The organism is Kribbella sp. NBC_00359, from assembly GCF_036097425.1.
GTDB lineage: Bacteria > Actinomycetota > Actinomycetes > Propionibacteriales > Kribbellaceae > Kribbella.
In genome coordinates this window covers 2,402,406-2,421,392 of the sequence record NZ_CP107975.1, presented here as the reverse complement: position 1 = coordinate 2,421,392, position 18,987 = coordinate 2,402,406, and the positions used below count along the sequence as shown (strand labels likewise).

Genomic DNA, 18,987 nt, shown 5'->3' with positions numbered 1-18,987 from the left:
CGCACCAGCCGCATCACGGTGACTCAGGGGCGAGTTCCCCAGGCCACATCGCCCTCTCTGCTTGGCGCGTGACCTTACCGTGATGTTGCCGGGACGGCGAATGCCCACCGGATACCGGTCAGCCAGGTCCGCTGGCCGTGCGTGTCAAGGCGGGATATCAGATGGCGAGAGTCTTCTGATAGCAACGAGCGAGCGTGTCGTCGACGTACTTGCCGTACGGCTCGATCAACCAATATCCGCGCCTTTCATACAGAGCGATAGCTTCAGGCTGCCGTACCCCTGTCGCTAGCCGGATCTTGAGGTAACCAATGTCCGCTCCGAGTTTCTCCAGCCCGGCCAGGACGGCTCCTCCAATGCCTCGGCCACGGAACGCAGGAGCGACATACATCCGCTTGAGTTCGCCGATGGACGAGTCACCCGACGGCTACAGTGCGCCACAGCCGACGGCTCTTCTTTCTAGTCCCGCGACCAGGAACCGAGCATCGCCGTGGACAGGCGAGCGCCCCTCGGCTCCGTAGCGATTGACCAATTCACCAAAGGCCGCATCCAGAAGCACCGCGAGTTGTCGATCGGCGGGATGCCGCTCTTAGATCAACATGCGGCAGATGCTACAAGCTTCATCGATCACAGACAGACGCTCAGCAACAGGGCAAGAACGTCCGCTGGAGCGTTAGTCGCCCAGACCTGCCCAGCCCCCCGATAGTTGCAAACCCAGAACAGCGCGGCGCATGTCAAGTGTCGAGCTTTCTCGATCCCACAGGGACGCGTAGCGCTCGTGATGCGGGTCGTGGCGGCGGCGGTGCTGCGCGACGATTCGTGAAAGTGAGGCGCGAAGACCGCCTCCGGACCGGCCTCGATTCACGACTCGTGAGTTGGTGGCAACCACGGGGCGCTCGGTTGGGCGACGGAGGAGCCCAGACGCGCGATAAGCGCGGCAGCGCCAGGAGCGGGCGCAGCACCACCGTCGCAGGGTGGGTGGGAGCGGCGCGGGGCACGGCGACGGAGGAGCCGCGCGTAGCACCGCGCGGGAACGAAACTTGTGGAGACGAGGGGACTTGAACCCCTAACCCCTGCCTTGCAAAGGCAGTGCTCTGCCAGTTGAGCTACGCCCCCGTGGGGGTGGTCAGTGGCCGGGGGTTACCCGGTCGACTGCCTCGGCCCAGAGGTCCTTCTCGGCGCGGGACTGCTGGGTCTTCTTGTAGGCGAAGTATCCACCGATGCCGGCCAGCAGCACCAGCAGGATCTTTCTCAGCACTGGAGACTCCTCGGAATCGGGGTTCGTGGTGGTGGGCCTAACTGGACTTGAACCAGTGACCTCTGCCTTATCAGGGCAGCGCTCTAACCGTCTGAGCTATAGGCCCGCGGTGCGGGGTCGAACCCGGGAGAGATTACCGCACCAGGTGCCTGTCTCCCAAACCGGTTCCGGCCGGGCCCACCTGAGGCCCGGCCGACCGGTGTCAGTCCTCCGACGCCAGCGTGACTTCGAGGCCGCCGAGCAGCGTGGCGGCGATGTTGTAGAGGAAGGATCCGAGCGTCGCGAGCGCGGTGATGATCAGCACATCCGCACACGCGAGCAGCGTGGTGAAGCCCATCACCTTGCCGGTGTTGACGTAGTTCTCGATCCGGAACGGCTCGGCCGTCGGCGTGCCGAGCACCTCCTGGACGGTGTTGTTGATGTTGTCGAAAACTCCGGCCGCACCGATCGCAGACCAGATGATGAACACCGCGACCCAGGTCACGATGCCGAACGCGATCGACAGCAGGAACGCCGTCTTCATCACCGACCACGGGTCGATCCGGGACATCCGCAGGCGCGCCTTGCGGGTCTGCGGCCGGCTCGACGGCTTCGGTGCTCTCTCGGCCTTCGCCGCGTGCCTGGTTTCGGTCTTGTCCGTCTTGTCGTTCTTCACCGCGGCCGCCTTGTCCAGGACTGCCTGACGCGCCGCGTTCACCCGATCACCGAACGACTCGGTCTTCGGCTCGGTCTTGCCGGTCAGTCCGTACGACGAGGCTGACGCCGGCGCACCGGCTGGCGGCGGGACCGGGGTGGGTGACCATGGCTCAGGCCGACCGGGAGTGCTCGGGCCCGGCGTCGTACCGGGACGGACCGGCTGCTGTGGCGGGCGCACCGGTGTGGCACCGGCGGCGCCCGGCCGCGGCTGCTGGCGGAAGTCCGCCGGCCGCTGGCCGTTCGGCGTACCGCTCCTTGGCTGGCCGTTGCCGCCGGGCGCGGCACCGGAACGACCGTTGGAGGCCGGAGTGGCCGGTCCGGTGGACGGCTTCCCGGCCTGCGATGCCCGCTGGCTCTTGGAACTGTCCGCCGCACCATCGGGCCAGGTCGGCCTCGCGCGGTTGGTCATCAGTTACCCCTCCTGGCCGGCATCGTCGTCTTCGACGGTAGCCGCGCCGTCCACGTCCGTCGAACGTTCGTCATCATTCTGGACGCTCTCAGGGGTGGATTCGGTTGTCGATCCGTCCACATCCTGGGCATCTTCGAGGGATGTACCCCCTTCGACGCCTTCGGATTCCTCGCCGATGAGATCGCCGTTCACGGTCAGATCGGTGTTCCGGGCGATCGCGACGACCGCATCGGACTCGCCGACTCCGGCGAACCGGACGCCCATCGTGTCCCGGCCCTTGACCGGCACGCTGTCGACGCGGCTGCGGACCACCTGGCCGCTCGCCTTGATCGCCAGCACCTGGTCCTCGTCGACCACGATGAGTGCGCCGACCAGCGAGCCGCGCTCGTCGTTCAGCTTCACTGCCTTGATGCCGAGACCGCCGCGGCCCTGCTGCCGGTACTCCGACACGCGCGAACGCTTGGCGTACCCGGCGTCGGTCACGGTGAAGACGAACTGGGAGTCCTCGTCCGCGCCGGCCCGGATCACCGACATCGACAGCAACTCGTCGCCGGAGCGGAACTTCATCCCGGTGACACCGGAGGTGGCCCGGCCCATCGGGCGGAGCTGCTCGTCGTTCGCGGTGAAGCGGATCGACTGGCCCTTGCGGGACACCAGCAGCAGGTCGTCCTCGGCGGTGGCCAGGTCGGCGCCGATCAGCTCGTCGTCGTCCTCGCGGAAGTTGACCGCGATGATGCCGCTCTGCCGGGCCGAGTCGTAGTCGGTCAGCGCCGTCTTCTTGACCAGGCCCCGCTTGGTCGCGAGCACCAGGTAGTCAGCCTGCTCGTAGTCGCGCAGCGTCAGGACCTGCGCGATCTCCTCGTCCGGCTGGAACGACAGCAGGCCCGCGACGTGCGAGCCCTTCGCGTCCCGGGCGGACTCGGGCAGCTGCCACACCTTGGCCCGGTAGACCCGGCCCTTGGTGGTGAAGAACAGCATCCAGTGGTGGTTCGTGGTGGCGAAGAAGTGGCTGATCTCGTCCTCGGCCCGCAACTGCGCGCCGCGAACACCCTTGCCGCCGCGGTTCTGCGTCCGGTACAGGTCGGTCTTGGTCCGCTTCGCGTACCCGCCGCGGGTGATGGTGACGACGACGTCCTCGTCCGGCACCAGGTCCTGGACGGACAGGTCGCCGTCGGCCGCGATGATCTCGGTCCGCCGCTCGTCGCCGTACCTGTCGACGATCTCGGCGAGCTCGTCCTTGACGATGGACCGCTGCCGCTCGGGGCTGGCCAGGATGTCCTCGAGGTCGGCGATGATCGCCTCGAGCTCCTGCAGCCGCTCGATGATCTTCTGCCGTTCCAGTGCGGCCAGCCGGCGCAGCTGCATGTCCAGGATGGCCTGCGCCTGGATCTCGTCGATGTCGAGCAGCTGCATCAGGCCGGTCCGCGCCTCGTCCACGTCCGGGCTGCGCCGGATGAGCGCGATCACCTCGTCGAGGGCGTCGAGCGCCTTCACGTAGCCGCGGTAGATGTGCGCGTTCTTCTCCGCCTCGCGCAGACGGAAGCGGGTCCGCCGCTGGATGACCTCGATCTGGTGGTCGATCCAGTGGCTGATGAAGAGGTTCACGCTCAGAGTGCGCGGTACGCCGTCGACCAGAGCCAGCATGTTGCACCCGAAGGTGTCCTGCAGCTGGGTGTGCTTGTAGAGGTTGTTCAGTACGACGCGCGGCTGAGCGTCCCGCTTCAGCACGACGACCAGCCGCTGCCCGGTCCGCGACGAGCTGTCGTCGCGGATGTCGGCGATCCCGCTCATCTTGCCGGTGTTCACCAGCTCGGCGATCTTCAGCGCCAGGTTGTCCGGGTTGACCATGTACGGCAGCTCGGTGACGACCAGGCTGGTCCGGCCCTTGGCGTCCTCCTCGATGTCGACGACCGCACGCATCGTGACCGAACCACGGCCGGTGCGGTAGGCGTCGTCGATGCCCTTGTAGCCGACGATCAGTGCGCCGTTCGGGAAGTCGGGGCCCTTGATGTACTGCAGGCAGGCGTCGAGCAGCTCCTCCTGGGTCGCGTCCGGGTGCTCCAGCGCCCAGTTGACCGCGGCGGCGACCTCGCGCAGGTTGTGCGGCGGGATGTTCGTCGCCATGCCGACCGCGATCCCCGACGAGCCGTTCACCAGCAGGTTCGGGAAGCGGGCCGGCAGGATCACCGGCTCCTGCGACTTGCCGTCGTAGTTGGGCCGGAAGTCGACCGTGTCCTGGTCGATGTCGCGGACCATCTCCATCGCCAGCGGCGCCATCCGGCACTCGGTGTACCGCATCGCGGCCGCCGGGTCGTTGCCCGGAGAACCGAAGTTGCCCTGGCCCTGGATCAGCGGCGCCCGCATCACCCACGGCTGCGCCAGCCGGACCAGGGTGTCGTAGATCGCCGAGTCGCCGTGCGGGTGGTACTGACCCATCACGTCACCGACGATGCGGGAGCACTTGTTGAAACCACGGTCCGGCCGGTAGCCGCCGTCGTACATCGCGTAGAGGATGCGGCGGTGCACCGGCTTGAGGCCGTCGCGGACCTCGGGCAGTGCGCGGCCGACGATCACGGCCATCGCATAGTCGAGGTACGACTGCTGCATCTCGGTCTGCAGGTCGAGGGGCTCGACCCGGTCGTGGCCCGGGGAGGTGGGGGTCTCCGTCATGAAAAACTCGTCCCGTTCAAGTCAGTACGTCGGTGAGTGGCGCAAGGAATCGTGGCCCGGGGCAACGGGCCACGAACCCGTCAGATGTCGAGGAAGCGGACGTCCTTGGCGTTGCGCTGGATGAAACTGCGTCGCGCCTCGATGTCGTCGCCCATCAGCGTCTGGAACGTCTCGTCGGCGCGGATCGCGTCGTCCAGAGTGATCTGCAGCAGCACCCGGTTGGCCGGGTCCATCGTCGTGTCCCACAGCTCGTTGGCGTTCATCTCGCCCAGACCCTTGTAGCGCTGGATCGGGTTCTCCTTGGGCAGCTTCCGGCCGGCCTCGGCGCCGGCCTCGAGCAGGCCGTCGCGCTCCCGGTCGGTGTAGGCGAGCTCGTCCGCGTGGTTGCTCCAGCGGATCTTGTACAGCGGCGGCTGGGCGGCGTACACATGCCCGCGCTCGATCAGCGGCCGCATGAACCGGAACAGCAGCGTCAGCAGCAGGGTCCGGATGTGCTGGCCGTCGACATCGGCGTCGGCCATGATCACGATCTTGTGGTACCGGAGCTTGTCCTCGTCGAAGTCCTCGTGGATGCCGGTGCCGAGCGCGGAGATGATCGCCTGGACCTCGTTGTTCTGCAGGACCTTGTCGATCCGGGCCTTCTCGACGTTCAGGATCTTGCCCCGGATCGGCAGGATGGCCTGGAACTTCGGGTCCCGCCCACCCTTCGCGGAGCCACCGGCCGAGTCACCCTCGACGATGTAGACCTCGCACTCCTCGGGGTTGGTCGACTGGCAGTCGGCCAGCTTGCCCGGCAGACCACCGCCACCCAGCAGGCCCTTGCGGTTGCGGGCCAGGTCGCGCGCCTTGCGGGCCGCGATCCGGGCACTCGCCGCGGCGGTCGCCTTGCGGATGATCTCGCGGCCCTCGGCCGGGTTCTGCTCGAACCACGCGCCGAGCTTGTCGTTCACGACCCGCTGGACGAAGCCCTTCACCTCGGTGTTGCCGAGCTTGGTCTTCGTCTGGCCCTCGAACTGCGGCTCGGCGAGCTTGACCGAGATGATCGCGGTCAGGCCCTCCCGGATGTCGTCACCGGTGAGCCGGTCCTCCTTCTTCTTGATCATCCCCTGGTCCTCGCCGAAGGAGTTGACCAGTGAGGTGAGCGCGGCCCGGAAGCCTTCTTCGTGAGTGCCGCCCTCGTGGGTGTTGATCGCGTTCGCGAAGGTGTGCACCGACTCCTGGAACGAACCGCTCCACTGCAGCGCGACCTCGAGGCTCATCGTGTTCTCGGCGGTGGCCGCCTCGAACGAGATGACGTCCCGGTGCACGGTCTCGCGGATGCCGGTCAGGTACTTCACGTAGTCGACCAGACCGTCGTCGTACCGGAACGACTGCTGGAGCGGCTTGCCGTCCTCGTCGGTGTGGTCGGGCCGCTCGTCCCGGATCACCAGCTCGAGTCCCTTGTTCAGGAACGCGTACTCGCGGAACCGGGTGGCCAGCGTCTCGTAGGAGTACGTCGTGGACTCGAAGACGTCCGGGCTGGGCCAGAACGTGATCGTCGTACCGTTCGCGTCCGAGGTGCCGATCTCGGCGAGGTCGGCGTCCGGGACACCCATGGTGAAGGACTGGGTGTACAGCTTGCCGTTCTTCTTCACGTCGACGCGGAGGTGGCTGGACAGCGCGTTCACGACCGATACACCGACGCCGTGCAGACCGCCGGACACCTTGTAGCCGCCGCCGCCGAACTTGCCGCCGGCGTGCAGCACGGTCAGGACGACGGTGACGGCGGGCTTGCCCTCGGACTCGACGATGTCGACCGGGATACCGCGGCCGTTGTCGTCGACGCGGACACCGCCGTCGGGCAGCAGGGTCACGACGATGCGGTCGCCGAACCCGGCCATCGCCTCGTCCACCGCGTTGTCGACCACCTCGGTGACGAGATGGTGCAGACCACGCTCACCGGTGGACCCGATGTACATCCCCGGTCGCTTCCGGACCGCGTCCAGACCCTCCAGGACCTGGATCGCGCTCGCGTCGTACTCCCGATCCACGACGTTCGACGGGATCGCGTCGAGCATCGCGGGGAGTTCACCGCTGTCGGGTACGACGGTGCCGATGGGGTCGGCGGACAGGTTGGCGTCGATCTCGGTCGGCTCGTCGGTCACCGGCTGTTGTCCTCCTCGGACCTCGCGTTCGCGAGGCATCGTGCACAGTGGAAGCCGCCCTCCACAGTGTTGATAGAGGTGCGGCTTGCTCTACACCGTCCATCTTACCTGTCGACCGAAGCAGAACCGGCCATCAGCCGCCTGAAACTGTGGACAGGGCGTCTTTTCTCCCTCCTCGCCATGTCCCCACTCACGCATGGGGGGCCTGAAAGCGCTCACGGCCGCTCAGTGGCCTCCGGGGTCTTCACCACTGACGGTCTGGAGACCGAGACAACGCCGACCGGTCCAGACCACTCAAGACCAGGTGGACGAGGGGCCTGCCGCGCACCCACGGGCCTTTAGGATCGCTGCCGTGGAAAGTCTCGACGACGTCATCGACGCCATGATCGCCGACCGGGTGATTCACCGGCACCGGCGCAAATGGCTGATCGCGATCGCGATCGTCGTCATCCTCGCGGTGGTCGTCCTCTTCACCGGCGGCTGGAAGGAGAAGCAGGGCCGGAAGGTCCCGACCCTGACCGCACCCGTGACGCTGACCTCCGGCCGGTACGAGTACAACTTCACCAAGGCGGAGATCGTCCGGACGCCGAAGACGAAGTACGACGAGGCGAAGGCAGAGCTGAAGGTCTACTTCGACGCGAAGAACGTCGACAACGAGGAGTCCACGAGCCACAACGTGGACGGCGACCTGCTCCGGCTGATCCCCGGCCCCGGCAAGGACCTGGTGCATTCCAACGGCGCCAACTGCCGAGGCATCCTCGGCTGGAAGTTGGTCTACGGCCTGCCGCCGGAGAGCTGTTTCACCCAGTTCGACATCCCGGCCGACTTCAGCGCGGACGTGATCGAAGTCGGGATCCTGGGCGAACGCTATGAGTCGGACCCCTCCGTGCTCGGTGCGAATGACGCGCCGTACTGGCACAACGAGATCGCGGACGCTGTCGTCCAGCTCAAGCCGACGGTCGTCGTCGACAACGGGGAGGACAAGTGAAGCTCTATCGCCCGGCCACTGTGCTGGTGGGCGTCCTCTTCGTCCTGCTCGGCGGACTCACCCGGCTGGCCGTCCCGGACCAGGTCTACAACGACGAGGACAACCTGATCATCGAGCACGGCACGGTCGGCTCGAAGCTCGAGTACGGCGACTCGACCATCGAAGTGACCAGGATGAAGTTCGCCAAGTCGTACCTGCCGAGCGGCGCCGACGACGAGGACAAGCCGATCGAGACCAACGGCGTGTACGTCGCGCTCGAGTGGGACACGATGCGCGGTACGCAGAACCCGACCACTCTGAACGTGACCCTGGAGGCCGATGGTGGCACGGTCTACGCGCCGATGGGCGAAACGACCGGCAACGGCATCGACTTCGCCGCCGCCGGGTTCGGGCAGACAGGCGCCGTCGTGTTCGAGGTCAACCCGGTGGATCTGAAGGGACTCACGCTGAAGCTGCGGCCGAGCCAGTTCTACAACGTGCTGGCGCACGCGATCGACGTCGACCTCGGCATCCCTAGCGAGACCGTCGCCCAGCAGCTCGTCGATGGCGCCGCGGAGCAGTACGTGATCCCGAACTCGGTTGAGCGGGTGGCCCAATGAGAATCGCCACCCGTGCGGGTCGGGTGACCGCGCAGATCTCTCTGCTGCTGGCGCTGGTGTCCACCAGCGGGTACATGGTGACGCGGACCTATCTGGACGACCCCGAGCAGGTCTACAAGGACGGTGCGATCACCGATGTCGTCAAGGCCGGCGGACCGGTGACCATCGATCACGTCGAGTGGAAGCTGGACTCGCTGCAGGCCTACACGCGACTGGTCGACGACGAAGGCGAGGAGATCGACTCGCTGGGACAGCCGGCCGGTTCGGTGATCCTCGTCGCGACCGTGACACTGACGCCGCTCGACGGTCTCTACATGAAGGACAAGGGCTTCCACTGCGAGGCGGACCTGCGCGACGATCGCGGCAACGTCTGGCAGGGGCAGCAACCCTACGGCTATCCGCTGCCGACGTACTGCGGCGATACCGACCACCCGTGGACGCGCAACAAGCCCGGCAAGCTCGCCCAGGTCTACGTCGTTCCCGCGTCCGCCGTACCGCACCTGACCGGTATCCAGGTCGAGTTCAACGACGAGAACCGTCGCTTCCTCATCACTCCCTGACGGGCCTCGCGGCCGGCTCTACACCGTTGCGACCTCGGCCTCGGGCTTGGCCGTTGCCTCGGCGTCGGCCTTGGCCTTGGCGGCCTCGGCGGCCTCGGTCTTGCGCTCGGTGCCGACCGAGATGCAGAGGTCGAAGGCCGCCGCCAGCAACGCGATCCGCAGCGTCTGGAACAAGACGTCCCCGATCAGCCGGGCGATCTCGGCGTTCATCAAGCCCCAGCGATCACCGTGGTCCCCGATCACCCGGCTCAGTCCGTAGTACAGCCAGTCGTCACCGAGCAGCCAGAAGGTGTACACCATGCAGACCACGCCGAGGAACACCGGGCCGACCCGGACCAGCAGCCGGAAAGCGTTCAGCGTCGGGTAGAACTTCTCCCGGAAGCCGCCGAGGAGGAGGTTCGGGGCCTTGTTGGTGAGCGCGACGATCCGGTTCTGCTTCGGCGCCTCGGCCTCGAGCTGATCTCCGAACCGGCGCTCCACCCGGGTGCCCCGGAAGACGCCGCCGCTGGACAGCACGCGGTGGCCGAAGACGACGGTGGTGATGGCCAGCCAGGTCAGCGGCTCGGCGACACCGAGCTTGAACAACGGCCAGAGGTTCTCCCAGAAGAAACCCCAGAGGAACTCGATACCGGCGGGGACCGGGATGTGGATGCCGGCGAAGAAGTCCTTCAGCCCGCCCCACCAGCCCAGCGACCAGTACCAGAAGTTGCGGACCGCGAACCAGTCCTTGCCGTCCTGGATCGCGAACGGCGTCACGACGACGGTGATCAGCAGGAAGAACGACTCCGCCCAGACCTGGGCGAACTTCACCGGCCGGCTCGGCCAGCGGTCGTCGACCGCTTCGAACACCCGCCGCAGCACCAGCAGGATCACGATCGCCGGCAGGTACTTGTGCCACTTGCCGTCGGACAGCTGGAAGAACTCCGAACCGGGCTGCAGTCCGCGCTGGACCAGGTTGCTGACGTTGAGCTCGGACACCTGATTTTCCAGGAAGCCCCAGGCCGACCACACCGCGACCAGGGGAAGCAGGGTGACGGCCAGCAACTCCAGCAGACCCTGCTGGGTCGGGTCGGACGTCTCCTCGGCCTGGTTGCCGGCCGCGTCTCGCCAACGGTAGAGCGACGTCGCACAGGTCCGGATCATGCCGACGTACGCCGCGATCTGCATCAGCACACCGGCTGAGAAGAGCCCGACGCCGATGCTGCCGTGGGAGTGCTCGGACAGCCAGATCGCACCCTCGGTGCACGCCTTGAAGCCGATATAGCCGGCCAGGAACCAGGTCGCCAACGGCAGGAGGTTCCGCCACCAGAGCCGGAAGGTGTCTCCGATCAGGTGGACCATCTCGCGAAAACCATCGACGATCGTGCGCATCGCGCCCGATCCTAGGGGACCGTCGGGGTCGCCTGACCGGTTGGTCTCACCGTTGGGGCTGGTTGCTCAGCCGTAGGTGTCGCGGGGGCCCCGGCCGCCTCGGATGGTGCGGGGGCCTTTGCGCCAGCTGGGGGTGTGGGGGCCTTGGACGTTGACGCGGGTGACGGTGCCGTCGCCGAGTTCGGCGTTCAGGCGGCGGACCAGGTCGGGGGCGAGCAGCTTGAGCTGGGTGGCCCAGGCGGTGGACGACGTACGCACGGTGAGTTCGGTGTCCTGGTAGGACTCGGGTGTGCAGTGTTCGGCCATCTCGGGGCCGACGATCGACGGCCAGCGGGCCATCACGCCGTGGACGGCGACGTCGACCTCCCAGCCCTGGTCGCGCATCAGCCGGCCGAGCGTGTTGGTCAGTTTCTGCGGGTCCCGGTCATCGGGGCGGGCGCTACTGATCTGGGCGCCGTCGACACGCGGCCGCCGGCGCGTCCGCTTGACCGGCTTGATCCCGCCGTTGGCAGCCTTCAGCCGGCCGGCGAGCGATTTCGCCAGCTCCAGTCCCTGTTTATCGTGCTCGGTTTCGCCCGGCGGTTCCGGAGCGGGCTCGCTCTCGAAGCCGCTCTCAGAGGAATTCCGGGGTTCAGGCACGGCGAACGGCCCCGTCACCGACGTCGAACCGGGCTCCGCTGATCTCAGCGGGCACATCCGCGCCGACCGCCGCGGTCACCAGCACCTGCTCGGCGGGCGCGACCAGCTCGGCCAGCCGGTCCCGGCGCTGCGAGTCGAGCTCGGCGAACACGTCGTCCAGGATCAGCACCGGCTCACCCCCGTCCGCTCTCAGCAGTTCGTACGACGCCAGCCGCAGCGCGAGCGCGAACGACCACGACTCACCGTGACTCGCATACCCCTTCGCAGGCAAGTCCCCGAGCCCGAGTACGACGTCGTCGCGGTGCGGGCCGACCAGCGACACACCCCGGTCGAGCTCGTCCGGCCGCTTCTCGCGCACCGCCGCCAGCAGCACCTCGCTCAACTGCTCCCGCGACGTCACGCCGGGCTCGAGCACGACCGACGACTTGTACTCCAGCCGCGCATCACCCTTGCCTCGGGCAACAGCGTCGTACGTGCTGGAAACCAGCGGGCGCAGGGATTCCAGCAACTCGAGCCGCGTCGCGAGCAGATCCGAGCCGGCCCGAGCCAGGTGCGAGTCCCACACTTCCAGCGTGCGCAACTGTCCCTCGGCGGCGCTCGACCGGTTCTGCCGGCGCGCCATCGACGCGCTCCGCAGCAGCGAGTTCCGCTGCTTCAGCACCCGGTCGTAGTCCTGCCGTACGCCGGCCATCCGCGGCGACCGCAGTGTGAGCAACTCGTCCAGGAACCGGCGCCGCTCGGACGGATCGCCCTTCACGAGCGCCAGATCCTCCGGCGCGAACAGCACCGTGCGGAGCAATCCGAGCACGTCCCGCGGCCGCGGCACCGGCGACCGGTTCACCCGGGCCCGATTTGCCCTCCCAGGATTGATTTCCAGCTCGACGACCACGTCGCGGTCGTACTGGCTGTGAATCTCGGTCCGCACGATCGCGCGGGTGGCGCCGGCCCGCACCAGCGGTGCGTCGTTCGCCACCCGGTGCGAGCCGAGCGTCGCGGTGTAGTGGATCGCCTCGACCAGGTTGGTCTTGCCGTGGCCGTTCGGCCCGACGAAGGACGTCACGCCCGGAGTGAGCTGGACCTCCGCCTGCTGATAGGACCGGAAGTCGAGCAGACCCAGGGCGGTGACATACACCTCAGTGCTTGATCGGGGGTGTCGCGTACGACGGGTCCTCGGCACCCTTCACCGCGTGGCCGCCGAACTGGTTCCGCATCGCGGCGATCGCCTTCATCGCCGGCGAGTCCTCCTGCCGGGACGCGAACCGAGCGAACAGCGCCGCCGCGATGGCCGGCACCGGTACGGCGTTGTCGATCGCGGCCTCGACGGTCCACCGGCCCTCGCCGGAGTCGTCGGCGTACCCGCGGATCTTGTCCAGGTGGGTGTCGTCCTTGAGCGCGATCACCATCAGGTCGAGCAGCCAGGACCGGATCACGGTGCCCTCGCGCCACGAGTCGAACGCGGCCGGCACGTTGTCCACGATCTCCGCGGCCTCGAGCAGCTCGAAGCCCTCGGCGTACGCCTGCATGATGCCGTACTCGATGCCGTTGTGGACCATCTTGGTGAAGTGCCCGGCGCCCACCTTGCCGGCGTGCACGAAACCGAACTCGCCCTCGGGCTTGAGGGCCTCGAAGATCGGCATCACGGCCGCCACGGCGTCATTGTCGCCGCCACACATCAGGGCGTAGCCGTTCTCCAGGCCCCAGACGCCGCCGGACACACCGCAGTCGACGAAGCGGATGCCCTTCTCGGCGAGCTGCGCGGCCCGGCGGGTGTCGTCGGTCCAGCGGCTGTTGCCGCCGTCGATCACGATGTCGCCGGGGGAGAGCAGGCCGGCCAGCTCGGTGACCACCGGATCGATGGCCTTGACCGGGACCATGATCCAGACCACCTTGGGCTGGTCGGGGGCGGTGAGCTTGCCGACCATGTCGGCGAGGTCGGTGGCGTCGGAGATGTCCGGGTTGTGATCGAACCCGACCACGGTGTGGCCGGCGTTGCGGATCCGCTGGCGCATGTTGCCGCCCATCTTGCCGAGACCGACAAGGCCGAGCTCCATCGTGAATCCCCTTGTTCTGTTGGCGTTCAGCTGTTCAGGCGGACCGGCATCAGCACGTACCGGAACTCGGTGATCGGTTCGCCGTCGAAGTCCCGCACACCGGTCAGTTCGGCCGGCTTCGTCGCCTGCGTGAAGGCCAGGTGCGCGACCGGCGTACCGATCGCGTTCAGCCCGTCGAGCAGGTACGTCGGATTGAAGCCTACGGTCACCGGATCGCCGGCGACCCGCGCCTCGATCGACTCCGAGGCCTGCGCCTCGTCACCGCTGCCGGCGTCGAGCGTCACGCTGTCCTCGGCGAAGGTCAGCCGGACCGGCGCGTTGCGCTCCGCGACCAGGGCGACCCGCTTGACGGCCTCGACCAGGGTCGCGGTGTCGATCCGCACCCGGGTCGCGATCGCGGCGTCGGTCGGGATGATGCCGCGGACCTTCGGGAACTCGCCGTCCAGCAGCCGGGTGGTGGCGCGCCGGTTGCCGCCGGACACCTCGCCCTCGAAGCCGACGATGCCGTCGCCGGTGCCGGGCGCGGCCAGCGAGACGATCACGTCCGATCCGGTCATCGCCTTCGCGGTCTCGGACAGCACCCGGGCCGGCACCAGCGCGGCCGCGGACGCGTCGGGGGACTGCGGGTTCCACTCGAGCTCGCGGATGGCGAGCCGGTAGCGGTCGGTGGCGAGCAGCGAGATCGTGGATCCCTCGATCTCGACCCGGACACCGGTCAGCACCGGCAGGGTGTCTTCGCGACCAGCCGCGGTCACCACCTGGCCGACCGCCTGGGCGAAGACGTCCGCCTTGACCGTGCCGCTCGCAGCCGGAAGCTCCGGCAGCGCCGGATATTCCTCGGTGGGAAGCGTTTGGAGCGTGAACCGCGAACTACCGCAGGTCACTTGGGCCTTGGCGCCGTCCACCGCGATGTCCACGGGCTGGTTCGGCAGGCTCTTGGAGATGTCGGCCATCAGCCGGCCGGAGATCAGGCACTTGCCGGAGTCGGCCACCTGGGCGGGCACGGTGACCCGGACCGAGGTCTCGTAGTCGAAGCCGGACAGGGTGATCTGCCCGTCCTCGGCCTCGACCAGAAGGCCGGCAAGGATCGGGACGCTGGGACGACTGGGCAAGCTGCGCGCGGCCCAGGCCACCGACTCGGCCAGTACGTCGCGCTCGACGCGAAACTTCACCGCTGGGTGCCTCCTGATTCGGCTGTGTGCCAGGCAGATCCTGCCACGGACAAGTGTGCTCTGCGCCAATCGGGCGTGACGTGGCGCTTCGGGCGGGTCGCGTCGGCGTCGTTCAGGTGCTGTTGAGGACAGCCTGACAGGTCGTTCAACCCGGCGCGAGACCGGGGTTTTCCCCAGGAAGCGCGGCTCGATCGTTTTGTGGACTGGGAACTCTCTACAGATTCCATAGGGTTCTTAGCACCGGTGGATACTGTGGAAAAGCGCCGACTTCGCAGGTCAGGTACCGAATCGCCCTGTGCACGGCATGTGGACGAATCTCGGTCGTGCTGAGGACGGCTGGGTACGACGGATTCTGTCCCCACAGCGAATCCACAGCACACAGCGATGTGTCCACGGTGATACCCACAGTTATCCACAGGTGTATCCCCACCCTGTGTGGTTCCGGTGACCGCGTTGTAGCGCTCGGCGTCCGTGGCTTCGACGCGGTCACCGTTGCTCATTGCTGCTTGGCCTGGTGCTTGATCCGGTTGGTCAGTTCGGTGACTTGGTTGAAGACGCTGCGCCGCTCGGACATCAACTGCCGGATCTTTCGTTCGGCGTGCATCACGGTCGTGTGGTCGCGGCCGCCGAACTGCTGGCCGATCTTCGGCAGCGACAGATCGGTGAGCTCGCGGCACAGGTACATCGCGATCTGCCGCGCCGTCACCAGCACCCGGCTCCGGCTGGATCCGCAGAGGTCGTCGATCGACAGACCGAAGTACGAAGCGGTCTGGCCCATGATCATGCTGGCGGTCACTTCGGGCTTGCTGCCTTCGGGAATCAGGTCTTTCAGCACGATCTCGGCCAGACTCAGATCGACCGGCTGCCGGTTCAGGCTGGCGAACGCGGTGACGCGGATCAGTGCGCCCTCGAGCTCACGGATGTTCGTCTGCACCTTCGACGCGATGAACTCCAGCACCTCCGGCGGCGCCGTCAGCCGCTCGGTCGCCGCCTTCTTCCGCAGGATCGCGATCCGGGTCTCCAGGTCGGGCGGCTGGATGTCGGTGATCAGTCCCCACTCGAACCGGTTCCGCAGCCGATCCTCCAGCGCCTCCAGGCGTTTCGGCGCCCGGTCGGAGCTGATCACGATCTGCTTGTTCGCGTTGTGGAGGGTGTTGAAGGTGTGGAAGAACTCCTCCTGGGTCTGGATCTTGCCCTCGAGGAACTGGATGTCGTCGATCAGCAGGACGTCGACATCGCGGTACCGGCGCTGGAACTGGGACGCCTTGTCGTCGCGGATCGCGTTGATGAAGTCGTTGGTGAACTCTTCGCTGGACACGTACCGGACCCGCGCGCCGGTGTAGAGACTGCGGACGTAGTGGCCGATCGCGTGCAGCAGGTGGGTCTTGCCCAGACCGGAGTCGCCGTAGATCAGCTGCGGGTTGTACGCCTTGCCCGGTGCCTCGGCGACGGCGACCGCAGCCGCGTGCGCGAACCGGTTCGAGCTGCCGATGACGAAGGTCTCGAAGGTGTACTTCGGATTCAGCCGGGCTTCACCCTGTGCCTCGGTGGCCGGCTGGATCGGAGCGGAGCCGTTCGGCAGCGGTGCGACCGAGCCGAACGGCTGCTGGGGCTGCTGAGCCGGCTGCTCGTAGTGCTGACGGGCGGGCTGTTCGTAGCGTTGCTCCTGCCGCGGCTGACCGAACTGCGCTCCCGGGGCCGGGTCGGTCAGCGCGGACTGGATCGTCGGCTGGAACGCGCCGTCGGTCCGCAGCGGTTCGCGTACGGCGGGCTGCGGGGGCGACTGTGGTTCGCGCAGCTCCGGGTCGAGCGACGGGTCCACGGTCACCGCGATCCGGATGTCACGACCGAAGCTCTCGGTCAGGATCCGCTCGAGGTCGGGTCGCAGCCGGGTCTCGAGCTGGCCGCGGGTGAAGTCGTCCGGCACGGCCACGATCGCCGTACTCTCGTGCAGCGTCACCGGCCGTGAGTTCGTCAACCAGGCCCGCTGGTTCGGCGGGAGGCCCCCGAGCACCCGGGCCCAGGCTTCGCCGAGGTCCATCACGGGTGCCGCGGCTTCCGGCTGTGGCTCAACGGGTCGGGGCTCAACGGCCTGCGGTTCGACAGGTCGTTGCTCGACCGGCTGGTGCTCGATAGGGCGGGGCTCGATGGGCCGGGCTTCGATGGGCCGGGTCTCAATGGGGCGGGGCTCCGCCGGTGGTTGCTCGGCGGCCCGGGTCTCGGGCATCCGAGGCTCACTGTCTCTGCCGTCACCGTCCGCACGTGCATCACCCTCGTTCCGCGCCGGCCCTGCTGTGTCGCCGCTACCGGTACCCCTAGCGGCGTTCCGCTCACCACTCCACGCATTGCTGTTCGAGTCGGGGTAGCCCAGGTTGCCGACCGCGGGTGCGCTACCGAAGTACGCCGTACCTGCGGAGGGCTCGGTCACCGGGCCGGTCGGAAGATCTGTCGCTGCGCGCTCCAGGTCGGAGCGGTAGCGGTAGCCGTCGTACTGCGGACGAGCCGTCGGCCGGTAGCCGGACTGCGGCGGCTCGGGCATCGGGATCGGGAGAGAAGGGCTGAGATGGTCACCGGGATCGATCCGCGGCGCGGGCTCGGCGGCCGGGGCGACCTCGGACTGGAACTCCGGCGGCACGATCTCGCTCCGGAAGTCGGCCGGAAGGGGCTCGGTGTGGAAGTTCCCGGGGTTGGGTTCGGCGCGGAATTCGGCGGGATGCGGCTCGGACCGGAATTCGGTCGGGGTCACCTCGGTGCGGAAGTCCGCGGCCGGTTCGGGTCGGAGGTCCTGGCCGCCGTCGCCGTGGTACTGCGACCCGCTGTGGTCGGGCCTGATGTAGTGCGCCGGTGTGTATTCCGCCGGTGTCTCGTCCGCACTGGCGGAATGGTCCTCGACCACGCGTTGCTCCCCGATTCATCGCTGCGGTGGCCGGCGCGTTCCGGGGGGACCCGGGCGGCGCGACCATTCGACCCGACACCGTGCGGCCGGTGAGTCGTGGTGCTGTTCGGCTCAGCGCGGTTGCTGGTTTCCGCAGTCCGATCGCCGCACTGTCCACACGGTTGTCCACAACTGTGAACGACGCGTGGAGCAGGTTGGTTACCGATCGCGGGGTGTGGGACATCTGGTGTGAGGGGCTGACGCTAACAAGTCCGCCCAGCCTGCTTCAAGCCGTCATCCACAGGCTGTGACGCACAAATTGGGGGCAACCTCCGGCGTGTCGGGTAGACGCCGGAGCGTAGTCGTGGTCGGTGATCGCTGACGGTGGCGAATCGGATCGGACAGTGACGATCCTGGGACGACCACTCGACCAACCACCCACCCACTATTCTGTCCACAGGTCTGTGGACAACTCTGGGGATGGCTGGTTTGACCTGTCCACAGGCAGCCACGTACCGTGGATCAGTCGGTGTTGAGCCGGCCGTTTCGTGCTGCGCTCCCTGCTGGACCACCCTGGTTCTTGAGTGGTGTGCAGGACTTGCACCAGCGGCAGATCTATCCATGGATTTGTCGACAATTTTGTGATCTCGAGTAACCGGAGTCATTCCAGTGAGCAAGCGGACGTTCCAGCCGAACAACCGGCGCCGGCACAAGAAGCACGGCTTCCGTCTTCGGATGCGTACCCGTGCGGGTCGCGCCATCATCGCCGCCCGCCGTGGCAAGGGCCGCCAGCGCCTCGCGGCCTGAGCGACCTCCTCGACGGTGACCACCTCGTGTTGCCCGCGTCGAATCGGCTCCGCCGGTCCGACGACTTCCGCCGCGCCGTTCGTTCTGGACGGCGCGCGGGCCGGCGCGCGGTGGTGCTCCATCTTCTGGTGCGGGACGGCCGGGCGGACGACGCCGCGGCCGAGCCCGCTCGCGTTGGATTCGTGGTGAACAAGGCGGTGGGCAACGCGGTTCTGCGGAACCGAGTCCACCGCCGCCTGCGTGCTGTCCTGGCCACTCGGCTTCCCGAGCTGCCGGCCGGCAGCCTCACCGTCGTCCGCGCACTCCCGTCGTCCGGCGCCGCGTCGTACGACGAGCTGGCGGCGGACGTCGACGGTGCGCTGAAGCGGTTGCTGACACCATGATGCGGTTCAATCCCGTGAAGAGCGGGATCATCGGTTTCCTGAAGTTGTACCGGCTGATCATCAGCCCGATGTACGGGCAGGTGTGCAGGTTCTACCCGAGTTGTTCGGCGTACGCCTTGGAGGCGGTCGAGCGCCACGGTGCGGTGCGCGGTAGCTGGCTGGCGGCGAAGAGACTCGCCCGCTGCCACCCGTGGAACCCCGGCGGCTACGACCCCGTTCCACCCACAGATGTCGACCAGCGCGGAGACTCGATCTCCGCCAACCAGCCCGGACCGTCAGCTGACGGCGGGCCTGTGCAGCGAGGTGCATGAGTGACTCTTCTGGCCATCCCCGGGCTCGCGGTGTGGGACGGGATCATAGACCTGTTC

At 67.5% G+C, this 18,987-nt stretch carries 17 protein-coding genes and 2 tRNA genes; 6 read left to right on the top strand and 13 right to left on the bottom strand.

The genetic code is table 11. From position 1 onward, the window contains the following. Positions 1–157: 157 nt before the first annotated feature. The 7 genes from OG876_RS44000 to gyrB all read right to left on the bottom strand — a co-directional run bounded on the left by OG876_RS44000 (position 158) and on the right by gyrB (position 7,174). Positions 158–406 (bottom strand): GNAT family N-acetyltransferase, encoded by a 249-nt coding sequence (locus OG876_RS44000; RefSeq protein ID WP_442914172.1) that lies wholly within the window; start codon positions 404–406, stop codon positions 158–160. Positions 407–1,040: 634 nt separating this feature from the next. Further along, positions 1,041–1,113, bottom strand: a tRNA-Ala gene (locus tag OG876_RS11875). Between the two features lie 10 nt (positions 1,114–1,123). Then, on the bottom strand, positions 1,124–1,255 hold the full coding sequence (locus OG876_RS11870) for a DLW-39 family protein (RefSeq protein WP_442914121.1): 132 nt from the start codon (positions 1,253–1,255) through the stop codon (positions 1,124–1,126). A gap of 29 nt (positions 1,256–1,284) precedes the next feature. Next, a tRNA-Ile gene (locus OG876_RS11865) sits at positions 1,285–1,361 on the bottom strand. A gap of 96 nt (positions 1,362–1,457) precedes the next feature. Next, positions 1,458–2,360 carry a DUF3566 domain-containing protein gene (locus OG876_RS11860; protein ID WP_328524867.1) on the bottom strand — a complete coding sequence of 301 codons (903 nt, stop codon included), beginning with the start codon at positions 2,358–2,360 and terminating at the stop codon, positions 1,458–1,460. A 3-nt stretch (positions 2,361–2,363) separates the two neighbouring features. Further along, positions 2,364–4,967, bottom strand: coding sequence for a DNA gyrase subunit A (gene gyrA, locus OG876_RS11855; RefSeq protein WP_442914171.1), 2,604 nt, complete (start codon positions 4,965–4,967; stop codon positions 2,364–2,366). A gap of 143 nt (positions 4,968–5,110) precedes the next feature. After that, on the bottom strand, positions 5,111–7,174 hold the full coding sequence (gene gyrB, locus OG876_RS11850; protein ID WP_442914120.1) for a DNA topoisomerase (ATP-hydrolyzing) subunit B: 2,064 nt from the start codon (positions 7,172–7,174) through the stop codon (positions 5,111–5,113). Positions 7,175–7,526: 352 nt separating this feature from the next. Here gyrB and OG876_RS11845 point away from each other — a divergent pair, with 352 nt between their 5' ends. From OG876_RS11845 to OG876_RS11835, 3 genes are read left to right on the top strand one after another with little or no spacing between them, the layout of a single operon-like run. Next, on the top strand, positions 7,527–8,162 hold the full coding sequence (locus tag OG876_RS11845; protein ID WP_328524865.1) for a hypothetical protein: 636 nt from the start codon (positions 7,527–7,529) through the stop codon (positions 8,160–8,162). Beyond that, positions 8,159–8,761, top strand: a complete 603-nt coding sequence (locus OG876_RS11840) for a hypothetical protein (protein ID WP_328524864.1) — start codon at positions 8,159–8,161, stop codon at positions 8,759–8,761. The genes OG876_RS11845 and OG876_RS11840 overlap by 4 nt, the downstream gene beginning before the upstream one ends. After that, positions 8,758–9,321 carry a hypothetical protein gene (locus tag OG876_RS11835; RefSeq protein WP_328524863.1) on the top strand — a complete coding sequence of 188 codons (564 nt, stop codon included), beginning with the start codon at positions 8,758–8,760 and terminating at the stop codon, positions 9,319–9,321. Before OG876_RS11840 ends, OG876_RS11835 begins: the two co-directional genes overlap by 4 nt. Positions 9,322–9,339: 18 nt before the next feature. Here OG876_RS11835 and OG876_RS11830 read toward each other — a convergent pair whose 3' ends face one another. The 6 genes from OG876_RS11830 to dnaA all read right to left on the bottom strand — a co-directional run bounded on the left by OG876_RS11830 (position 9,340) and on the right by dnaA (position 16,595). Continuing rightward, on the bottom strand, positions 9,340–10,692 hold the full coding sequence (locus tag OG876_RS11830; RefSeq protein WP_328524862.1) for a hypothetical protein: 1,353 nt from the start codon (positions 10,690–10,692) through the stop codon (positions 9,340–9,342). 66 nt (positions 10,693–10,758) lie between these two features. Beyond that, positions 10,759–11,331: a DUF721 domain-containing protein gene (locus tag OG876_RS11825; protein WP_328524861.1), complete on the bottom strand. Its 573-nt coding sequence runs from the start codon at positions 11,329–11,331 to the stop codon at positions 10,759–10,761. Then, complete coding sequence (gene recF, locus OG876_RS11820; protein WP_328524860.1) at positions 11,324–12,463, bottom strand: DNA replication/repair protein RecF; 1,140 nt, start codon at positions 12,461–12,463, stop codon at positions 11,324–11,326. The genes OG876_RS11825 and recF overlap by 8 nt, the downstream gene beginning before the upstream one ends. 1 nt (position 12,464) lies before the next feature. Continuing rightward, entirely contained in the window at positions 12,465–13,382 is a 918-nt protein-coding gene (gene gnd / locus OG876_RS11815; protein WP_328524859.1) for a phosphogluconate dehydrogenase (NAD(+)-dependent, decarboxylating), read from the bottom strand. 26 nt (positions 13,383–13,408) lie between these two features. Further along, complete coding sequence (dnaN, locus tag OG876_RS11810; protein WP_328524858.1) at positions 13,409–14,554, bottom strand: DNA polymerase III subunit beta; 1,146 nt, start codon at positions 14,552–14,554, stop codon at positions 13,409–13,411. A 496-nt stretch (positions 14,555–15,050) separates the two neighbouring features. Then, complete coding sequence (gene dnaA / locus OG876_RS11805; RefSeq protein ID WP_328526894.1) at positions 15,051–16,595, bottom strand: chromosomal replication initiator protein DnaA; 1,545 nt, start codon at positions 16,593–16,595, stop codon at positions 15,051–15,053. 1,503 nt (positions 16,596–18,098) lie between these two features. Here dnaA and rpmH point away from each other — a divergent pair. Genes rpmH through yidD form a run of 3 tightly spaced genes read left to right on the top strand, consistent with a single transcriptional unit; the run spans position 18,099 to position 18,930 of the window. Next, positions 18,099–18,236 (top strand): 50S ribosomal protein L34, encoded by a 138-nt coding sequence (gene rpmH, locus OG876_RS11800; RefSeq protein ID WP_130386492.1) that lies wholly within the window; start codon positions 18,099–18,101, stop codon positions 18,234–18,236. Positions 18,237–18,262: 26 nt separating this feature from the next. Further along, positions 18,263–18,619, top strand: coding sequence for a ribonuclease P protein component (gene rnpA / locus OG876_RS11795; protein WP_328524857.1), 357 nt, complete (start codon positions 18,263–18,265; stop codon positions 18,617–18,619). Then, complete coding sequence (gene yidD / locus OG876_RS11790; protein ID WP_328524856.1) at positions 18,616–18,930, top strand: membrane protein insertion efficiency factor YidD; 315 nt, start codon at positions 18,616–18,618, stop codon at positions 18,928–18,930. The genes rnpA and yidD overlap by 4 nt, the downstream gene beginning before the upstream one ends. Positions 18,931–18,987: the final 57 nt, after the last annotated feature.